Raw genomic sequence first — 16,413 nt, 5'->3', positions numbered from 1 at the left:
TCAGATGAGCCTGAATACGCGTCAGTCCAGATGGCGAAACGCGGGTCTCAACATGCGGCATGCGCGCGTACGGTGAAGGCGTACCGGCGGACGGACGGTCCGGCCGGTCCGCCTGACCAGGGTGAAGGGGTAGAGCCATGCCGAAAGCGCAGGAGACCGCCGTCTACACGCACGGGCACCACGAGTCGGTGCTGCGTTCGCACACCTGGCGGACCGCCGCCAACTCCGCTGCCTATCTGCTCGGTGTGCTCAAGCCCGACATGCGGATCCTGGACATCGGCTGCGGGCCCGGCACCATCACCGCCGACCTGGCGCAACGGGTCCCCGGCGGCCGGGTCACCGGCGTCGACCGGGCGCCCGGCGTCCTGGAGCAGGCCCGGGCCACCGCCGCCGCCCGGGGGCTGACGAACGTGGACTTCGCGGTGGCCGACGTGCACGCCCTGGACCACCCGGACGACACCTTCTGCGTGGTCCACGCCCACCAGGTGCTCCAGCACGTCGGCGACCCGGTGCGGGCGCTGCGCGAGATGCACCGGGTGACGAAGCCGGGCGGGTTCATCGCCGTACGGGACGCCGACTACGCGGCGATGACCTGGTACCCGGCGGTGCCCGGCCTGGACGACTGGCTGGACCTGTACGAGCGGGTGGCCCGCGCCAACGGCGGCGAGCCCGACGCCGGGCGCCGGCTGACGGCGTGGGCGCGGCAGGCCGGCCTCGAGGACGTCACGGCCACCTCCAGCACCTGGACGTTCGCCACCCCCGAGGAGCGGGCCTGGTGGAGCGGCCTGTGGGCCGACCGCACGGTCGCCTCCGACTACGCCCACCGGGCCGGCGAGGGCGGTCACGCGACGGCGGAGCAGCTGCGGGCGGTGGCGGAGGCCTGGCGGGAGTGGGGACGGCAGGAGGACGGCTGGTTCGCGGTGCTGCACGGAGAGATTCTGTGCCGCAAGGAAGCCTGACCGGTGCTGCGGCCGCCGTACGAGTGGTGAGCGGGCCCGGTGTGTCACCGGGCCCGGCGTCTCACTCGCGGGGCAGCAGCGGTCCCAGCGGCCCGAGGTCCAGGTTGAGGTCCTCGGGTCGCAGGCCGTAGCGCTCCCGCAGCTCGGCCATCCGGTCCTCCAGCAGCATCAGCGTGAGTCCGATCCGCTCCTCCTGCTCCTCGGTCAGCTCGCCGGTGTCGAAACGCCGCACGGCCTGCCGTTCCATCAGCTGACGCAGCAGCTCCACCACCGTGAGCACGAGCTTCACCAGGTCGCGTTCGACGGTGTCGGGTTCCAGGTCGAGCCGGTTGCGCCGGGCCCGGGTGGTCATAGGAGCTCCTCGAAGGGCGACGGTACCTGCTCGTTCACGGAGCTGATCAGGGCGTTCAGATCGATCCGGACGAGGTCGACGTCCGCGATGCGCAGCGTGATGTCGCCGGTGAGGACGACACCGCCGGCCAGCAGCCGGTCCAGCAGGTCCACCAGGGCGATCTCACGGCGCTCGACGACGGTCACCGGCCCTCCCCCGCTTCCGCTCCGAACCCGGCTCCGGATTCCGTTCCGGCCCCTGCGCCGGGTTTCGTGCCGGACTGTGTTCCGGGCCGGCTTCCGGTTTCCTCACCGGAAAACGAGTACGCCGCCCAGGGTCCGGTGAGTTCCACCCGCATTCCGGGGGCCTCGTCCTTCGTACGGTCCACGAGTTCCACGAACTCCTCGGAATGCGCCCGGGGCACGAGATAGGCCGCGTTGAGCACGTTCTGGCCCGGCGTTCCGGAGAGCGCGGAGTTCTGCGGGCGGTGCATCCGGAACTCCTCGGCACGCTCGGCGAGGCGCTCGTGCAGGGAGTGGGCGAACCGCTCGGCCCGTTGCCACCTCTCCTCCTGCTCGTGACTGTGCCGGCGCCGGCTGCGCAGATAGTCCCGCCCGCTGGCGGGCCGCGCCACTGCGGCCACGGGCTCGGCGGGCTCGGGCTCCAGGTACACCTTCACGCCCCACTCCACGCGGCCGTGCAGCCGGTCGAGCAGCCGCCGGAAGTCGTCCTCGCGGGACTCGATCATCATGCGTACGGCGCTGTCGTCGCGGAAGACGGTCGCGAGCCGCAGCGGCAGCGGGGTGGTGACCGTGGTGAGCGCGTCGACCACCCCCTGGTGCGCGCGGGCGGTCGCGGCCAGCCAGTCCAGGTCCTCCAGGTGGGCCTTCAGAGCGTCCTCGCAGAAGTCCGCCTCCGGGACCGTACTGACCACCGCGACCAGCCCGTGGTGGTGCAGCAGCCCCGGCGGGGCGCCCGCGACGCCGGTCAGCTCGGCCTGCAGGGGCGTCCCGAAGGGGCGGCAGACGGCGTACACGTACCGCAGTCCGATCATGGTGCCTCCCTCGGGGCGTGGCCCGACTCGAGTTCCTCCAGCCGGGCGAGCCGTTCGCGCAGCTCGGTGTTCTCCCGGGTCAGCTCGTCCCGGCGGGCCCGGGAGGAGAGCGCCGGATCGGTCTCCCACCAGTCGATCCCCATCTCCTTGGCCTTGTCGACCGAGGCGACGATGAGCCGCAGCTTGATGGTGAGCAGTTCGATGTCGAGCAGGTTGATCCTGATGTCACCCGCGATGACGACACCCTTGTCGAGCACGCGCTCCAGGATGTCGGCGAGGTTCGCCCCCGAGCCCTGGCCGTAGGGCTCGGGGAACCGGCCGCCTTCGGGGAAGCGGCTCGTCATCGACGGCCCCCGCGCTCTGCGTACTCGGGTTCCTCTTCCTCTTCTTCCTCGGGCTCTTCCTCGGGTTCCGCTTCGTCCTCGTACTCGCCCTCGTACTCGCCCCCTTCCTCACCTTCCTCCTCGTCCTCGTACTGCCCTTCCTCCCCCTCCTCGTACTCGCCCTCGTAGGGCTCCTCTTCCTCTTCTTCTTCCCCTTCGGTTTCCTCTTCCTCCTCGGGCTGCTCCTCCTCCGGCCCCTCTTCCTCCGGCTGCTCCTCCTCCGGCCGCTCTTCCTCCGACTCCTCCTCCGCGAGGGCGTCCTCGTGGCTGCGGACCACCTCGCCGTCGCGGATCTCGCCGCGCCAGCTGTCCTCCGCCTCTCCCTTGAGGGTGATGAAGCGGGCGAAGTTCTTCAGGTCCAGCCGGGCCCGGCGGCCCTGGGCGCGCCAGATGTTGCCGGTCTTCTCGAACAGGCCGGTCGGGTAGTACTCCATGACGAGCAGGACCCGGGTGAGGTTCTCCTCCAGCCGGTGGAAGGAGACCACGCCCTTGGTGGTGCCCTTGGCGCCCTCCGAGGTCCACTGGATGCGGTAGTCGGGGATCTGCTCGGTCGTCTTCGCCTTCCAGCTCCGGCTGGACCAGAAGATCTTCGCCTGCCAGTCGGAGTGGGTGTCGTCGTCGCGGTTCGCGCTCTTGACGCCCTTGGCGAAGGTGGAGAAGGACTGGTACTGGGTCCACTGGTCGTAGGCCGTGCGCAGCGGTACGCCGACGTCGACGGACTCCATGATGACGGTGGGCTTCTTGCCCGCGCCGCCCTTCTTGCCCTTGCCGCCCCCGAGGCTCTTCAGCGCGCCCATCACGTTCTCCTTGGCGCGGGAGGCGCCCAGCTCCACGGCGGAGCGCACCGGGCCCTTGCCCTCGGCGAGCTTGCGCCCGCCCTCCAGCGCCATCTTCGCGAAGCCCGGGCTGTTGCCCTCGGCGATGTCGTTGAGCTTGACGGTGGTCTCGCCGAGCTTGCGGCCGAGGCCCGTCAGCATGCGCTGGGCCTGCGCGGACAGGTACTCCTGCACTTCCTCCTTCAGCCGGTCGGCCGCCTCACTGTGCGCGAGACCGCTCAGCGGGCCGCCCGTGGCGGCCCCCGTGGCCTTGCCGGCCGCCGAGGTGGCGGATCCGAGGGTGTCGGTCATCGGTCATCGCCGCCTTTCGACCGCCGGGAGGCGGCCCCTGAGGCCGCGTCCCCGGCCGAAGCCGTCTTCTTCGCGGCCGTCCTGCGGGCCGCGCTCGCCTTCTTGGCCGCCGTCTTCTTCGCGGGAGCCGTCTTCCTGGCCGCGGACTTCTTGCCCGCCGTCTTCTTCGCCGGAGCCTTCCGGGCCGGTTCCCCGTCACGCGACTCCCCGTCGCGGGACGCCTGCCCGCTCTGGTCCTCGTCGCGGTCGTCGGCGGACTCCTGACGGCCGCCCTGCTCGCGTCCCTCCTCGCCGTCCTCCTCGTCCGGCTCCTCGCCGGACGAGGACGGCGCGACGCCGGACAGCTGATCGCGGACCTGCGCCGTACGACCGTGCAGCCGGTCGGCGAGCGCGTTGATCTGCCGCTCGGCGACTGCGCCGGAAGCGGCCTTGCCGACGCCTCGCAGGTCCTGGCGCAGCTGGTCGCCGATCTCCTTGAACTGCGGGTTGTTCTTCAGCTGCTGGTTCACCAGGTCCGCGACCATCCGCGGGCTGAGGTTCAGCTTCTTGCCCGCCACCAGGGAGCCGACCGCGAGGGCCATTTTGAGCTTCTTGGTGCGTCCGAGCAGGTATCCGGCCCCTACGGCGAGGCCCAGTGCGGTTCGGTTCATGTCACGTCCCGTTGCCTGTGGTGTCGCCGGAGCGCGTAGCGGTCTCCAGCCGGTCGAGAAGTTCGTCCTCGCGCTGGTCGAACTCCTCAGCGGTGATCTCGCCCGCCTCCAACTGCTCTTCCAGGCGGGCGAGTTCGGCCCGTACGGTGGCGGGGTCGTAGTAGATCCGCTCCGCCTCACGGAGCACCTGCCTGACGGCCCACGCGCTGCCGCGCACGGGTGCGAACGGCAGCATCAGCACTTCGCCGATCAGTCCCACGGTGTTCTCCTTTCCGCCGGGCCGGGAGCGCTACTGCGCGCCGGCGCCCGCGCCGGCCGTGCTGCCGGCGGGCTGCCCCGGGCCGGGCTCGACGAAGCTGTACGGCGGCAGCGGCCCGTTGACCCTCAGGTCCAGATGGGCGTGGCTCTTGCGGACCTGCTCCACGGTGGCGAGGAAGTCCTCGGCCGAGCCCCGGTCGACCAGGAACGACACGTTCAGCAGCCAGCCGGTGGACTCGGGCCCCACGCTGACGGCGGAAGCGACCGGTGCGAGCAGTCCCTGCACCTCCTGCGCGTCCTCGGTCTCCTTGGCCTTGACTGCGGCGGCGACCATCTCGCCGAGGCGGATCTTGTCGTCGTAGCCGCCACCGCCGGCCTTGCGGTTGGCCTCGGCGAGGGCGCGGACGTCCGCGTTCTCGGCCATCACGCGGTGCAGGACGGCCTCCTCGACGTGCGTGGCCTTGACGTTGTACTCGACCTTGCCGTCCAGCTCGCGCAGCCGCTCCAGGTAGTGCTCGGCCCGATCGGTGAGCACCCGGGTCACGGTGTCGTCGTCGTCGGCGACGCTGCCGAACCGCATCGGCAGCACGCAGCCGCCCGCGCCCGCCTCGGCGAGCACGTTCTGGTGCGCGAGCAGGTCCCGGCGCTTGGGGCGCAGGTCCTCGGGCGCGTCACTGACGACAGCGGCCAGTTCACCCGCGGTGAGCACACGGACGGTGCGCGGCGGCTCGCCCACCCCGGTCATGCCCTCGGGCAGCGCAGGGTGGGACCGGGCGGTGATCCCGTAGACGTAGGTGCTCACTCCTGCTCCTCCTTACGACGCGCCGGAGCCTTCCGCGTACGCGGCCTGGACTCGGTCTCCCCTTCCTGACGAGCCTGGTTGAAGGCGTCGGATATGGTCTGCGCGGCGCCGGACAGCGCGCCCTTGGACTTGCCGCGGGCACCGGACTCGGTGACCTCGCCCACGATCTCGGGAAGGCCCGGGCTCTTGCGCGGGCCCGCCTCCAGGTCCAGGCGGTTGCACGCCTCGGCGAAGCGCAGGTAGGTGTCGACGCTGGCCACGACGACCCGGACATCGATCTTCAGGATCTCGATGCCGACCAGGGAGACGCGGACGAACGCGTCGATCACCAGTCCTCGGTCCAGGACCAGCTCGAGTACGTCGTAGAGGCCGCTGCTGCCGCCTCCGCCTCCGGTCTGCTGTGCCGGAACTACAGTCATGCCGGCGATTCCTCCTCCTGCGTAGTGGGTGCACGGTCTGCGCGGGCGGGGAGCACGCGCCGTGGCTCAGCGGCCACCGCGCGCGTCGGCCCTGCCGCGTTCGTAGCGGCGGACACGCCGGTACCCGGTCAGCTGGCCCTCCGGGTCCAGCTCGACCTGGTAGCTCGCCATCAGGCTCATCGTGTCCGGGACCCGGGCGAGTTCCAGGACCTCGACCTCAAGGGACCAGCCGTCCTCGGTCTCCTCGAAGGAGGACACGGACTCGGGAGCGAGTCCGGTGAGCTCGGCGAGCTGGCCGCGCGCCTGGCGCAGCACCTCCATGGGGGTCGGTCGCCGGCTGTTCTCCTTGCGGCGGGTGCCGCCCTGCGTCTCGTGCGTGTCGTCGGAGTGCTGAGAGTGCTGAGAGTCCTGTGCTTCCTGTGAACTCTGTGAGTCTGAAGTGTTGTTTGTGTTCGACATGGCCACCTCTCCCCTGCGTGTGGCCGTTCCTCTCTTGGCCAAACCTCAGGAGCGCATGTCATCGAGACGGCGCCGGGCCGGATCCAGCGAGCGGCCACGGTGGGGCAGGTCGCCCCACGGCTCCGTCCGGGCCTGGTCGACGGCGTCGGCGATGCTCCACCGGCGGGCGTCCAGCGCTGGATCGTCCACCTGCTTCCAGGCTAGGGGCACGGCGACCGGGGCGCCTGGGCGGGCGCGGAGGCTGTAGGGGGTGACGGCGGTCTGGGCGTAGCCGTTGCGCTGCACATCCAGGTAGAGGCGGTCCGCACGGTCCTGCTTGCGGGCCGCGGTGGTGAGCCGGTCGGGGTGCCGGGCGGCGGCCAGCTCGGCGACGTCGTGGGCGAACCGCCGCACCTCGTCGAAGTCGTGGCGGCCGTCCAGCGGGACGACGAGGTGCAGGCCGCGCGAGCCGGTGGTCATGGGCGCCGCGGGCAGGCCCAGCTCGTCCAGCAGCTCACGCATCCAGTGGGCCGCGTCCCGGACGGTGGCGAAGTCGTCACCGTCCGGATCGAGGTCGAAGACCAGCCGGTCGGGGTGGTCGGGGCCGCCGGCCCGGTCGGTCCGGGAGAGCCAGCGGTGCAGGGTGACGCAGGCCTGGTCGGCGAGGTAGAGGAGGGTGGCGGTGTCGTCGCACACGACGTGGGTGACCGTGCCGCCCTCCTTGGCGACCTCGACACGGGTGATCCACTCCGGGTAGTGCTCCGGGGTGTTCTTCTGCAGGAACCGCTGGCCCTCCAGGCCGTCCGGACAGCGTTCCAGCGTCAGCGGGCGGCCGCGCAGGTGCGGCAGCAGATACGGCGCGACGGACCGGTAGTAGTCGGCGAGGTCGCCCTTGGTGTACTCCTTCGTGCCCCCGCCGCCGGGGAAGAGCACCTTCCCCGGCCGCCGTATCTCCACGGTGCGGCGGCCCGCCCGCAGGGTCCGGGCGTCGCCGGGGCTCATCGCACGACCGCCTCCTCGACCAGCATCCTGGCGGCCGCCGCGATGCCCGTGGCGTCGATGCCGGCCGCGTGCAGCTGCTCGTCGGGCGCGGCCGAGCCCGGCATGGTGCGCACCGCGAGCCGGACCAGGCGGGGCACCGGCCGGCCGTCCCCGAACGCCTCGGCGACGGCGTCCCCGATGCCGCCCTCCGGGTGGTGGTCCTCCACCGTGAGCAGGCAGCCGGTCTCCTCGGCCGCCCGGTGCAGGGTCGCGGCGTCGACGGGCTTGACCGAGTACAGGTCGATCACCCGCACCTGGATGCCGTCCGCGGCGAGCCGGTCGGCGGCGGCCAGCGCCTCGGGCACGGTGGCCCCGGCGGCCACGACGGTCAGCCGGTCGTCCTCGCCGGCCCGCAGCGTCTTGCTGCCGCCGACCGGGAACTCCTCGTCGGGGCCGTAGATCACCGGGGTCTTTCCGCGGGAGGTGCGCAGGTAGCGGATGCCGTCGAGGCCGGCCATGGTGGCGACCAGCCGTGCGGTCTGGTTGGCGTCGCACGGGTACAGCACCGTCGAGCCGTACACGGACCGGAACATCGCCAAATCCTCCAGGCCCATCTGGGAGGGCCCGTCCTGCCCGATGGCGACACCGGCGTGCGAGCCGACCAGGTTGAGCCCGGACCCGCTGATGGACGCCATGCGCACGAAGTCGTGGGCGCGGCTGAGGAATGCCGCGAACGTGGAGGCGTACGGCACCCAGCCGCGCGCGGCCATGCCGACGGCCGTGGCGACGAGCTGCTGCTCGGCGATGTAGCACTCGAAGAACCGGTCGGGGTGCTCCTTGGCGAACTCCTCGGTACGGGTGGAGTCGCCGACCTCGCCGTCCAGGGCGACGACGTCGCCGCGGGCGGTGCCGAGCGCGGCGAGGGCCGTGCCGAAGGCGTCCCGCGTGGCGACCTCGTCGCCCCGCTCGTAGCGGGGCAGCCGGACGGGCTCGGTGGTCAGCGAGCGCAGCGCCGCGGCGGCCTGCGGCTCGGACACCCGGACGTGCAGCTCGCGCTGCCCGCCGAGTTCGGCGATGGCCTCCTCCGCCTCGGGCAGCGGCTTGCCGTGCAGGCCCTCGCGGTCCTCGACGGCGGCGACGCCCCTGCCCTTCAGGGTGCGGGCGAGGATCACGGTGGGCTGCCCGCTGGTGGACAGCGCCTCGCCGTAGGCCCGGTCGATCGCGTCGACGTCATGGCCGTCGATCTCGATGGTGTGCCAGTCGAAGGCCTGGAAGCGGCGGGCGTAGGCGTCCAGGTCGTGGCCGTGCCGGGTGGGGCCGCGCTGGCCGAGCCGGTTGACGTCCACGATGGCGATCAGGTTGTCCAGGTTCTCGTAGCCGGCGTGTTCGGCGGCCTCCCACACCGAGCCCTCGGCCAGCTCGCTGTCGCCGCACAGCACCCACACCCGGTAGCCGGTGCGGTCCAGCCGCTTCCCGGCCAGGGCGATGCCGACGCCGACGGGCAGGCCCTGGCCGAGGGAGCCGGTGGCCGTCTCCACCCACGGCAGGCGGCGGGGCGTCGGGTGGCCCTCCAGCCGGCTGCCGATCTTGCGGAAGGTGACCAGCTCGCCGTCCTCGATCGCGCCGGCCGCCTTGTACGCGGCGTACAGCAGTGGCGAGGCGTGTCCCTTGGACAGCACGAAGCGGTCGTTCGCGGGGTGGTCGGGGCGCTCGAAGTCGTAGCGGAGGTGGTGGGCGAGCAGGACGGCCAGCAGGTCGGCGGCGGACATCGAGGACGTGGGGTGCCCGGATCCCGCGGCGGCGGACGCCCGCACGCTGTCCACGCGCAACTGCTGGCCGAGTTCGGCGAGTTCGTCGGTGTTCATGAGTCTCCTCTGTCTCCTTGCGCTGGGGCGCGTGTCTCCTTGCTGCGGGGCGCGCTCGACGGCGCTCAGTCGGGTGCGGTCGGGCGGTCCGCGGGATCGCCCGGACCGGCGGACTCGGGGGCGTCGGTGCGCTTCACGGGACCGGGAGCGGGGTGGTCCGGCCCGCCCTCGGCCCGCTTCCCGCCGGGCCGGTTCTTCGCCGGCTCCCCGCCGGGCCGGTTGCGCGCGGGCTCCTCCGCCCGGTTGTTCTCCTGGGTCACGGTGCCGCCTCCTGTCCGGGCGGGCGGCCGGTCCGGGCCGCCCGGTACCCGCGCCAGTTCCGGTGAGGCCGTGTCCAGCGGCACCGACCAGGCCCGGACGAGACCCAACTGGACGCCCTGGCGCGGGAGTACGGCGTCCAGCAGCCAGTCGGCGGCGACCCGGATGCGGTTGCCGGGCAGCGCGGCCAGGTGGTAGCCACGCGTGACCACGCCCGCCGCCGGACCGGACAGCGGGATGCCGAACGGGTTGGCGGCTGCCCGGACACCGCCCAGGTCGACGGCGAACCCCAGGTCGCGGTGGCGGTACGGGCGCCGGCGCCGGCCGAGACCGAGCGAGCCGGCCACGTTCTCCCCGGCCACCCGGCCCTGCCGCCAGGCGTGCTGCGCCGTCATCGGCGTGAACTGCCCCGGACGCTCCAGGTCCGGCACGGCCGCCGCGTCCCCGCAGGCGAACACGTCATCGCGGCCCGGCAGTTGCAGATACGGATCGACGATCAGCCGGCCGCGCTCCAGCGGCTGCCCGACGGCCTCCACCAGCGGATCGGGCCGTACGCCCACGCACCACACCAGGGTCCGCGAGGCGACGAACTCCCCGTCGGTGAGCAGCACCCCGTCCCGGGTGGCCTCCTTCACCGACGTGCCCGTCCGCACGTCGACCCCGCGCGCCCGCAGCACCCGGTCGGCCGTACGGGAGAGCCGCTCGTCCATCTCCGGCAGCACGCGCGGCGCCACGTCCAGCAGGATCCAGCGGGGGCGCACCCCCGTGGGCAGCGGATGCCGGCGGGCCAGCCGGTCGGTGAGCATCTGCAGATGGGCGGCCACCTCGGTGCCGGTGTAGCCGGCGCCTACCACCACGAAGGTGCAGCGGGCGGCGCAGTTCCTCCGGTCGTCCTCGGCGGCCGCCAGCTCCACCTGCCGGGTCACGTGGTCGCGCAGGTAGAGCGCCTCCGGCAGCCCGCGGAAGCCGTGCGCGTGCTCGGCGACACCGGGGACCGGCAGCAGCTTGTTGACGCTGCCCACGGCCAGCACCAGCCGGTCGTAGCCGAGGCTGCCGGCACCGCCCTCGGGGTCGCGGTAGGGGACGCTACGGCCGTCCAGGTCGATCCCGGCCGCCTCGCCGAGCACCAGACGTACCCCGCGCAGCGTGCCCGGCAGCGACACGGTGACCCGGCGGGCCTCCAGGACACCGGAAGCGACCTGCGGCAGCAGCGGCAGGTACAGGAAGTAGTCGGTCGGGTTCAGCAGCGTGACGTCGGCGCGGTCGCGGGTCAACCGGGCCAGAGTGCGGGCAGCCCGGTACCCGGCGAAACCGGCGCCGACGATCACGACGCGAGGTCGGCTCACGGTGCGCCTCCGGCGGTCTGGCTCGTCCGAGGTCTTCCGCGTAACCGGGGCGGGGGCACCCAAACGCCGGGCGGGTCACCCGTACGCCCCCGCGAGCACCCGATCGCCGTCCCCGCCGACCGCCGCCCTACCGGCGTTTCGCCCGATGGCGCCCGGTTACCCGGGCCGCGAACGGATCAGCCGGCTTCCCCGCGGAGGTTGCCCATGCCCGAGTACGGCTATTTCCTGGCGAGCGAGGAGCACGACCCCGCGGCCCTCGTCGAACAGGCCCGGATGGCCGAACAGGCCGGCTTCCAGGCGTTGTGGATCTCCGACCACTACCACCCGTGGAACGACGCGCAGGGACAGAGCGCGTTCGTGTGGTCGGTGATCGGCGCGCTCTCGGAGGCGGTGTCGCTGCCCATCGAGACCGCGGTGACGTGCCCGACCGTGCGGATGCACCCGGCGGTCGTGGCGCAGGCGGCGGCGACCAGCGCGGTGATGACCGGGGGCCGCTTCCGGCTGGGCGTCGGCACCGGCGAGGCGCTGAACGAGCACATCCTCGGCGCCCCCTGGCCGCCGACGCAGGTGCGCCTGGAGATGCTGGAGGAGGCCATCCAGGTGATGCGCCGGCTGTTCACCGGCGAGGAGGTCACCCACCACGGCAGGCACTACACCGTGGAGAACGCCCGCCTCTACACGGTCCCCGACGAGCCCGTCCCGATCGACGTCTCCGGCTTCGGCCCGAAGGCGACCGCCCTGGCCGCCCGGGTGGCCGACGGCTACATCACGATGATGCCGGAGGAGGAGATGGTCACCCGGTTCCGCAAGGGCGGCGGTGGGACCAAGCCGGTCAGCGGCGGCACGAAGGTCTGCTACGGCACCGACCGCGACGCGTGCGTCCGTACGGTGCACGAGCTCTGGTACAACGAGCTGCTGCCCGGCGAGATGGGTCAGGTGCTGCCCTCGCCGCGGCACTTCGAGCAGCTGCAGGAGCTGGTCACCGAGGACATGGTGCGGGAGAAGACGGTGTGCGGGGACGAGGTGGACGAGCACGTCTGGGCCCTGCGGGCGTTCACCGACGCCGGGTTCGACCGGGTGTACGTCAACCAGATCGGGCCGGACCAGCGCGGGTTCTTCGACTTCTACCGGACGAAGGTGCTGCCGCAGCTCACCGGGTGAGCGGGAGTGTCCGCAAGAGTGGGGCGAGGGGGCGGGGCGGATGCCCCGCCCCCTCGCTGTCGGGGCGCTGTCAGGCCCTGTGGTGCGGGGTGTCGGGGTCGACGGGGGGCTGGGGCGGCATCGGCGGGTACGGCATGCCGAGGCCGCTCGGCGGGGTGGCCGGCGGGGTGCCGCCGAGCACGCGGTGCGCGGTGTGGTGGCCGTGGTCGGAGTGGGCGGCGCCCCGCAGGACGTACGCCACCGCGCCCAGGAGCGCCGCGGTGATCAGTGCCGCGGCCCAGCCGGGCAGCCCGATCGCCAGGGCCAGACCGACGGCGAGAGCCACGGCGCCGCCCGCGTACAGCGCGGCGGCACCCGAGGCGGCGTAGAGCATGGCGGTGCGTCGCCGCTTGCGCGACTGCTCGCGCAGTTCGTCGCGTACCGTCTCACGTGCCACCTGAGCCAGCTCTTCGACGAGGTGCTTGTCCAGATGTTCCAGGTGATCAAAACGGTCCATACCTTGCGGGTACCCGCCGGGCACGGTGGGTAACGCCGGGGGCGTGCGCCCCGGCGGCGGCGCCAACTAGGCTCGTCCGCATGGAGATTCTGGGCGCCTCGCTGCGCATCTGCGTCGACGACCTCGAAGCCGCCGTCCCCTTCTACGAGCGTCTGGCGGGCGGCCGGGCGCTGCGCTTCCGGCGCGGTGACGTCGAGGTCGCCGCGGTCGGTTCCTTCCTGCTGATGAGCGGCCCGGAGTCGGAGCTGGAGATCCTGCGCAAGGTGGCCGCGACGATCGCCGTGCAGGACGTGGAGGAGGCCCACCGGCTGCTGACCGAGCTGGGCGCCCGGATCGTCGCGGGGCCGGTGCCCACGCCGGTCGGCCGGAACCTGCTGGCGGTGCATCCGGACGGGTCGGTCTTCGAGTACGTGGATCAGCGCGGCTGAGCCGCTGCCTCGCGCATCTCCACGGTGAGGGCCCAGCGCTCGTGGTCGCGCCAGGCGCCGTCGACGTAGATCATGTCCGGGGAGAAGCCCTCCAGGCGGAAGCCGGCGCCCCGGGCGAGGGCGATGGAGGCGGCGTTGCCGGGCTGGACGTTGATCTCCAGCCGGTGCAGGCCCAGCGGCCCGAACGCGTACCCGATCACCAGCTCCAGGCCTTCGCGCATCAGGCCCCGCCCGGCCGCGTGCGCGAAGGCGCCGTAGCCGAGCGCACCGCACTGGAAGCCGCCCCGCACGATGTTGTTGATGTTGATGAACCCGGCGATGGCCCCGTCGTGCTTCTCGCACACCAGGAAGCCGGCCCGGTGCTCGTCCTCGATGAGCCGGCCGGCGTAGTCGGCGTACGCCTCGTCGCTGTCCGGCGGGAACAGCCACGGCCGGTGCAGGTCCTTGCTCTCCCGGGCCCGCGCGGTGAACTCGGGGCCGTCCTCCAGCGTGAAGGGGCGGATGGCGACGCGGGGCCCTTCGGCGAGGCGGCGGGACGGTGCGTGCGGCATGCGGCCAGCCTACGGCGTCAGCGCAGCGCCGGCTCGTCCAGCGTCAAGGTGCCGGAGTCCGCGTCGAGTTCGGCCGCGACCCCGAAGGGGATCGTCAGCGCCCCCTCGCAGTGGCCGAAGCCGACGTTCTCCACGACCGGCACCCCGAGTCCGCCGAGCCGGTCGGCCAGCAGGGGCCGCAGCCGGGCCTGGTCGGCGCACTCCTCCCAGGAACCGAGCAGCACCCCGCGCACTCCCTCCAGCCAGCCGCAGCGCTGGAGTTGGGTGAGGTACCGGTCCAGCCGGTAGGTCTCCTCGCCCACGTCCTCCAGGCAGAGCAGTCCGCCGCGCGCCGAGGGCCGGGCGTGCGGGGTGCCGAGGTCCGCGGCGAGCAGGCAGAGGCAGCCGCCGAGGGTGACGCCCCGGGCCCGGCCGGGCACGAGGGCGGTGCCGCCGGAGGCGACGGTGCGGACCGTCTCGGGCGCGAAGAGCGTGGCCCGCAGGTGCTCCTGGGCACGGGGGCTCTTGACGAAGTCGATGCCGGCCGCCATCGGCCCGTACAGCGTGACCAGCCCCAGGCGGGTGGCGATGGCCTCGTGCAGCACGGTGAGGTCGCTGAACCCGACGAAGACCTTCGGGCCGGCCGCACGCAGCGCGTCCCAGTCGAGCAGGTCGATCACGCGCTGCGCGCCGTAGCCGCCGCGGGCACAGAGCACGGCGTCCACGGTGGGGTCGCACCAGGCGTTCTGGAAGTCGGCGGCGCGGTCGGCGTCGGTGCCGGCGAGGTAGTCGAACTCGGGGTGCCGGTCCAGGACATGGGGTCCGGCCACCGGGTCGAGGTCCCAGCCGCGCAGCACGTCGAGGCCCGCCTGCAGCCGCTCCTCGGGCACCGGCCCGCTGGGGGCGACGACGGCGACCCGTGCGCCGGGGGCCAGCCGGCGCGGCCGTACGAGTTCCTTCACGGGGTCAGCTCCACCTTCGGCACCGGCGGTGTCGGGTGCAGTCCGAACACCTGGGTGTACAGGGACAGTTCGGCTTCCAGGGCGCGGATCATCGTCTCGGCCCGGCGGAAGCCGTGCCCCTCGCCCTCGAAGGTGAGGTAGGCGTGCGGCACGCCCCGGCCGGTGATCCGGGCGAGGAAGCGTTCGCACTGGGCGGGCGGGCAGATGACATCGTCCAGGCCCTGGAGCAGCAGGAAGGGCACGGTGAGCCGGTCGGCGTGCGCGGTCGGGGAGCGTTCGGCGTACCGGGCGGGCACCTCGGCGAGCGGGCCGATCAGCGACTCCAGGTAGCGGGACTCGAAGTCGTGGGTGTCGCCGGGGCCCCAGGTGGCGAGGTCGAGCACCGGGTAGACGATGGTGCCGCAGGCGTAGACGTCGGTCGTGGTCAGGGAGGCGGCGGTGGTCCAGCCGCCCGCGCTGCCGCCCCGGATCGCCAGCCGGGCGGGGTCGGCGGTGCCCTCGGCGGCGAGGGCACGGGCGACGGCCGCGCAGTCCTCGACGTCGACCACGCCCCACTGCTCGCGCAGCCGCTCCCGGTAGGCGCGGCCGTATCCGGTGGAGCCGCCGTAGTTCACCTCGGCGACCCCGATGCCCCGCGAGGTGAAGTAGGCGATCGCCAGGTCCAGCACGAGCGGCACCCGGCTGGTGGGCCCGCCGTGCGCCCAGATGACGTACGGCGGCAGCTCTCCGTCGGGCGCGGTCCGTGCGGGGTGGTGCGGCGGGTGGACGTGGGCGTGCACCTCGCGGCCGTCCGGACCGGAGAAGGTGCGGACCTGCGGTTGCGGGTAGTGGGCCGGGTCCACGGGATCGCGGTGCGGGGCGCCGATGACGCGGGCGCGGCCGGTGGTGGTGTCCAGCTCGACCACTTCGTGTCCGGTGCGCGGGCCGGCGGCGACGGTGACGACGCGGCGGCCGTGGGTGGCGAGGGTGGGGGTGTACTCGGTCCACGGTCCGGCGGCGTCGACGAGGTCGCCGGATTCCGTATCCAGTATCCCGAGTACGGTCGGCCCGCGACCGTGCAGGACCGCCAGCAGACCGTCGTCCAGCGGCGCGAACCAGCGCAGCCCCAGCTGCCACAGCGGCCCGCCGAACTCCTCCTCGCGCGGACAGAGCGGGATGCCGTCGCGGTAGAGGTTCCACCAGCCGCTGCGGTCGCTCGTGTACAGGAGGCTGCCGTCCGTCGACCAGTCGGCCTGCGCGACCGCCTCGTCCGGCCCGCCGGCGACCGTCTGCACGTCCGTCAGCCGGCCGTCCTCCCCGACCGCGGCGACCAGCAGTTCCGTCCCGTCCCACGGCATCCGGGGGTGATCCCACGCCAGCCACGCCGCCCGCCGGCCGTCCGGGGACAGCCGGGCGCCGGTGACGAACCGGTGCCGGGGTTCGGCCAGTGCCCGGACGGCTTTCCGGTCGCCGGCGGCGGAGCCGTCCAGCGGTACGGCGGCCTGCAGGCGCCGTACGTCGTCGGGGCCGTCCCCGGTGAACTCCTCCAGCACGCACCACACCTCGCCCCGGGCGAGGTCGACCCGGGGCTCCGCCCAGCGCAGGCCGCCGCCCACCGGGGAGACGGGGGTGAGCGGAACGGGCTCGCCGCCGGGCTCGTACCGGTACAGCCGCTGGTCGGCGAAGTGCACGAAGACGATCAGCGGCCGGCCGTCCCGCACGACCCCGGCCCAGGGCCGCCCGCCGTACTCGATGACCCGGCTGCGCACGTTCCACGGCGCCTCCAGCACCTGCTCCGCACGGCCGTCGGTGCGCCGCCGGACCAGGGCACGACGGCCGCCCTCGGCCGGCCGGGGCTCGGTCCACCAGATCTCCTCGCCGACGAAGTCCACCCACTCCGGCCGTCCGTCGTGCGCGGCGGCGAGCGCCGCGTCGATGGGCGACGGCCACGATCCGTACGGCGATGTCAGCACCTGTTCCCCCACC

20 protein-coding genes are annotated in these 16,413 nt (G+C 73.1%); 3 read left to right on the top strand and 17 right to left on the bottom strand.

The features are described from left to right. Window positions 1–137: 137 nt before the first annotated feature. The gene (locus S1361_RS32465) at window positions 138–959 is read left to right on the top strand and encodes a class I SAM-dependent methyltransferase (RefSeq protein WP_208035436.1); all 822 of its coding nucleotides are present in this window, start codon (window positions 138–140) and stop codon (window positions 957–959) included. 61 nt (window positions 960–1,020) lie between these two features. Here the strand turns inward: S1361_RS32465 and S1361_RS32460 are convergent, their stop codons facing one another. The 13 genes from S1361_RS32460 to S1361_RS32400 form a co-directional block, all read right to left on the bottom strand. Then, window positions 1,021–1,311, bottom strand: a complete 291-nt coding sequence (locus S1361_RS32460) for a gas vesicle protein K (RefSeq protein ID WP_208035435.1) — start codon at window positions 1,309–1,311, stop codon at window positions 1,021–1,023. Continuing rightward, window positions 1,308–1,496, bottom strand: a complete 189-nt coding sequence (locus S1361_RS32455; protein WP_208035434.1) for a gas vesicle protein — start codon at window positions 1,494–1,496, stop codon at window positions 1,308–1,310. Before S1361_RS32455 ends, S1361_RS32460 begins: the two co-directional genes overlap by 4 nt. Next, window positions 1,493–2,344, bottom strand: a complete 852-nt coding sequence (locus S1361_RS32450) for a GvpL/GvpF family gas vesicle protein (protein ID WP_243769383.1) — start codon at window positions 2,342–2,344, stop codon at window positions 1,493–1,495. The genes S1361_RS32455 and S1361_RS32450 overlap by 4 nt, the downstream gene beginning before the upstream one ends. Continuing rightward, entirely contained in the window at window positions 2,341–2,688 is a 348-nt protein-coding gene (locus tag S1361_RS32445; protein WP_208035433.1) for a gas vesicle protein, read from the bottom strand. Before S1361_RS32445 ends, S1361_RS32450 begins: the two co-directional genes overlap by 4 nt. Next, entirely contained in the window at window positions 2,685–3,854 is a 1,170-nt protein-coding gene (locus S1361_RS32440; RefSeq protein ID WP_208035432.1) for an SRPBCC family protein, read from the bottom strand. Before S1361_RS32440 ends, S1361_RS32445 begins: the two co-directional genes overlap by 4 nt. Next, window positions 3,851–4,504, bottom strand: coding sequence for a DNA primase (locus S1361_RS32435; RefSeq protein WP_208035431.1), 654 nt, complete (start codon window positions 4,502–4,504; stop codon window positions 3,851–3,853). The genes S1361_RS32440 and S1361_RS32435 overlap by 4 nt, the downstream gene beginning before the upstream one ends. A gap of 1 nt (window position 4,505) precedes the next feature. Continuing rightward, window positions 4,506–4,763, bottom strand: a complete 258-nt coding sequence (locus S1361_RS32430; protein WP_208035430.1) for a gas vesicle protein GvpG — start codon at window positions 4,761–4,763, stop codon at window positions 4,506–4,508. A gap of 30 nt (window positions 4,764–4,793) precedes the next feature. After that, a complete protein-coding gene (locus S1361_RS32425) occupies window positions 4,794–5,564 on the bottom strand; it encodes a GvpL/GvpF family gas vesicle protein (protein WP_208035429.1) in 771 nt (256 codons plus the stop codon). Next, the gene (locus S1361_RS32420; protein ID WP_208035428.1) at window positions 5,561–5,983 is read right to left on the bottom strand and encodes a gas vesicle structural protein GvpA; all 423 of its coding nucleotides are present in this window, start codon (window positions 5,981–5,983) and stop codon (window positions 5,561–5,563) included. Before S1361_RS32420 ends, S1361_RS32425 begins: the two co-directional genes overlap by 4 nt. A 66-nt stretch (window positions 5,984–6,049) precedes the next feature. After that, window positions 6,050–6,442, bottom strand: coding sequence for a gas vesicle protein GvpO (locus S1361_RS32415; protein WP_208035427.1), 393 nt, complete (start codon window positions 6,440–6,442; stop codon window positions 6,050–6,052). Window positions 6,443–6,487: 45 nt separating this feature from the next. Beyond that, the gene (gene ligD, locus S1361_RS32410; protein ID WP_208035426.1) at window positions 6,488–7,423 is read right to left on the bottom strand and encodes a non-homologous end-joining DNA ligase; all 936 of its coding nucleotides are present in this window, start codon (window positions 7,421–7,423) and stop codon (window positions 6,488–6,490) included. After that, window positions 7,420–9,267 carry a transketolase gene (locus tag S1361_RS32405; RefSeq protein WP_208035425.1) on the bottom strand — a complete coding sequence of 616 codons (1,848 nt, stop codon included), beginning with the start codon at window positions 9,265–9,267 and terminating at the stop codon, window positions 7,420–7,422. The genes ligD and S1361_RS32405 overlap by 4 nt, the downstream gene beginning before the upstream one ends. A gap of 65 nt (window positions 9,268–9,332) precedes the next feature. Beyond that, window positions 9,333–10,871 (bottom strand): NAD(P)/FAD-dependent oxidoreductase, encoded by a 1,539-nt coding sequence (locus S1361_RS32400; protein WP_243769382.1) that lies wholly within the window; start codon window positions 10,869–10,871, stop codon window positions 9,333–9,335. A 204-nt stretch (window positions 10,872–11,075) separates the two neighbouring features. On the opposite strand from S1361_RS32400, the gene S1361_RS32395 reads away from it, so the two are divergent. Next, on the top strand, window positions 11,076–12,032 hold the full coding sequence (locus S1361_RS32395) for an LLM class F420-dependent oxidoreductase (RefSeq protein ID WP_208035424.1): 957 nt from the start codon (window positions 11,076–11,078) through the stop codon (window positions 12,030–12,032). Window positions 12,033–12,102: 70 nt separating this feature from the next. Here S1361_RS32395 and S1361_RS32390 read toward each other — a convergent pair whose 3' ends face one another. Continuing rightward, entirely contained in the window at window positions 12,103–12,528 is a 426-nt protein-coding gene (locus tag S1361_RS32390; RefSeq protein ID WP_208035423.1) for a phage holin family protein, read from the bottom strand. 80 nt (window positions 12,529–12,608) lie between these two features. Here S1361_RS32390 and S1361_RS32385 point away from each other — a divergent pair, with 80 nt between their 5' ends. Continuing rightward, on the top strand, window positions 12,609–12,956 hold the full coding sequence (locus S1361_RS32385; RefSeq protein WP_208035422.1) for a VOC family protein: 348 nt from the start codon (window positions 12,609–12,611) through the stop codon (window positions 12,954–12,956). Here the strand turns inward: S1361_RS32385 and S1361_RS32380 are convergent. The 3 genes from S1361_RS32380 to S1361_RS32370 are packed head-to-tail and all read right to left on the bottom strand — an operon-like array spanning window position 12,944 to window position 16,412. After that, the gene (locus tag S1361_RS32380) at window positions 12,944–13,507 is read right to left on the bottom strand and encodes a GNAT family N-acetyltransferase (RefSeq protein WP_208035421.1); all 564 of its coding nucleotides are present in this window, start codon (window positions 13,505–13,507) and stop codon (window positions 12,944–12,946) included. The genes S1361_RS32385 and S1361_RS32380 overlap by 13 nt on opposite strands. Before the next feature lie 17 nt (window positions 13,508–13,524). Then, window positions 13,525–14,448: a S66 peptidase family protein gene (locus S1361_RS32375; RefSeq protein WP_208035420.1), complete on the bottom strand. Its 924-nt coding sequence runs from the start codon at window positions 14,446–14,448 to the stop codon at window positions 13,525–13,527. Next, window positions 14,445–16,412 carry an LpqB family beta-propeller domain-containing protein gene (locus S1361_RS32370; protein WP_208035419.1) on the bottom strand — a complete coding sequence of 656 codons (1,968 nt, stop codon included), beginning with the start codon at window positions 16,410–16,412 and terminating at the stop codon, window positions 14,445–14,447. Before S1361_RS32370 ends, S1361_RS32375 begins: the two co-directional genes overlap by 4 nt. Window position 16,413 lies beyond the last annotated feature (1 nt).

The organism is Streptomyces cyanogenus (assembly GCF_017526105.1).
GTDB lineage: Bacteria > Actinomycetota > Actinomycetes > Streptomycetales > Streptomycetaceae > Streptomyces > Streptomyces cyanogenus.
This window is presented reverse-complemented; position numbering and strand designations above follow the sequence as displayed.

What these genes read in the sequence shown, in the direction of transcription:
- S1361_RS32465 (WP_208035436.1), top strand. Translation starts at nt 138, where the DNA reads ATGCCGAAAGCGCAGGAGACCGCCGTCTACACGCACGGGCACCACGAG.
- S1361_RS32460 (WP_208035435.1), bottom strand. Translation starts at nt 1,311, where the DNA reads ATGACCACCCGGGCCCGGCGCAACCGGCTCGACCTGGAACCCGACACC.
- S1361_RS32450 (WP_243769383.1), bottom strand. Translation starts at nt 2,344, where the DNA reads ATGATCGGACTGCGGTACGTGTACGCCGTCTGCCGCCCCTTCGGGACG.
- S1361_RS32445 (WP_208035433.1), bottom strand. Translation starts at nt 2,688, where the DNA reads ATGACGAGCCGCTTCCCCGAAGGCGGCCGGTTCCCCGAGCCCTACGGC.
- S1361_RS32440 (WP_208035432.1), bottom strand. Translation starts at nt 3,854, where the DNA reads ATGACCGACACCCTCGGATCCGCCACCTCGGCGGCCGGCAAGGCCACG.
- S1361_RS32435 (WP_208035431.1), bottom strand. Translation starts at nt 4,504, where the DNA reads ATGAACCGAACCGCACTGGGCCTCGCCGTAGGGGCCGGATACCTGCTC.
- S1361_RS32420 (WP_208035428.1), bottom strand. Translation starts at nt 5,983, where the DNA reads ATGACTGTAGTTCCGGCACAGCAGACCGGAGGCGGAGGCGGCAGCAGC.
- S1361_RS32415 (WP_208035427.1), bottom strand. Translation starts at nt 6,442, where the DNA reads ATGTCGAACACAAACAACACTTCAGACTCACAGAGTTCACAGGAAGCA.
- ligD (WP_208035426.1), bottom strand. Translation starts at nt 7,423, where the DNA reads ATGAGCCCCGGCGACGCCCGGACCCTGCGGGCGGGCCGCCGCACCGTG.
- S1361_RS32405 (WP_208035425.1), bottom strand. Translation starts at nt 9,267, where the DNA reads ATGAACACCGACGAACTCGCCGAACTCGGCCAGCAGTTGCGCGTGGAC.
- S1361_RS32395 (WP_208035424.1), top strand. Translation starts at nt 11,076, where the DNA reads ATGCCCGAGTACGGCTATTTCCTGGCGAGCGAGGAGCACGACCCCGCG.
- S1361_RS32390 (WP_208035423.1), bottom strand. Translation starts at nt 12,528, where the DNA reads ATGGACCGTTTTGATCACCTGGAACATCTGGACAAGCACCTCGTCGAA.
- S1361_RS32385 (WP_208035422.1), top strand. Translation starts at nt 12,609, where the DNA reads ATGGAGATTCTGGGCGCCTCGCTGCGCATCTGCGTCGACGACCTCGAA.
- S1361_RS32380 (WP_208035421.1), bottom strand. Translation starts at nt 13,507, where the DNA reads ATGCCGCACGCACCGTCCCGCCGCCTCGCCGAAGGGCCCCGCGTCGCC.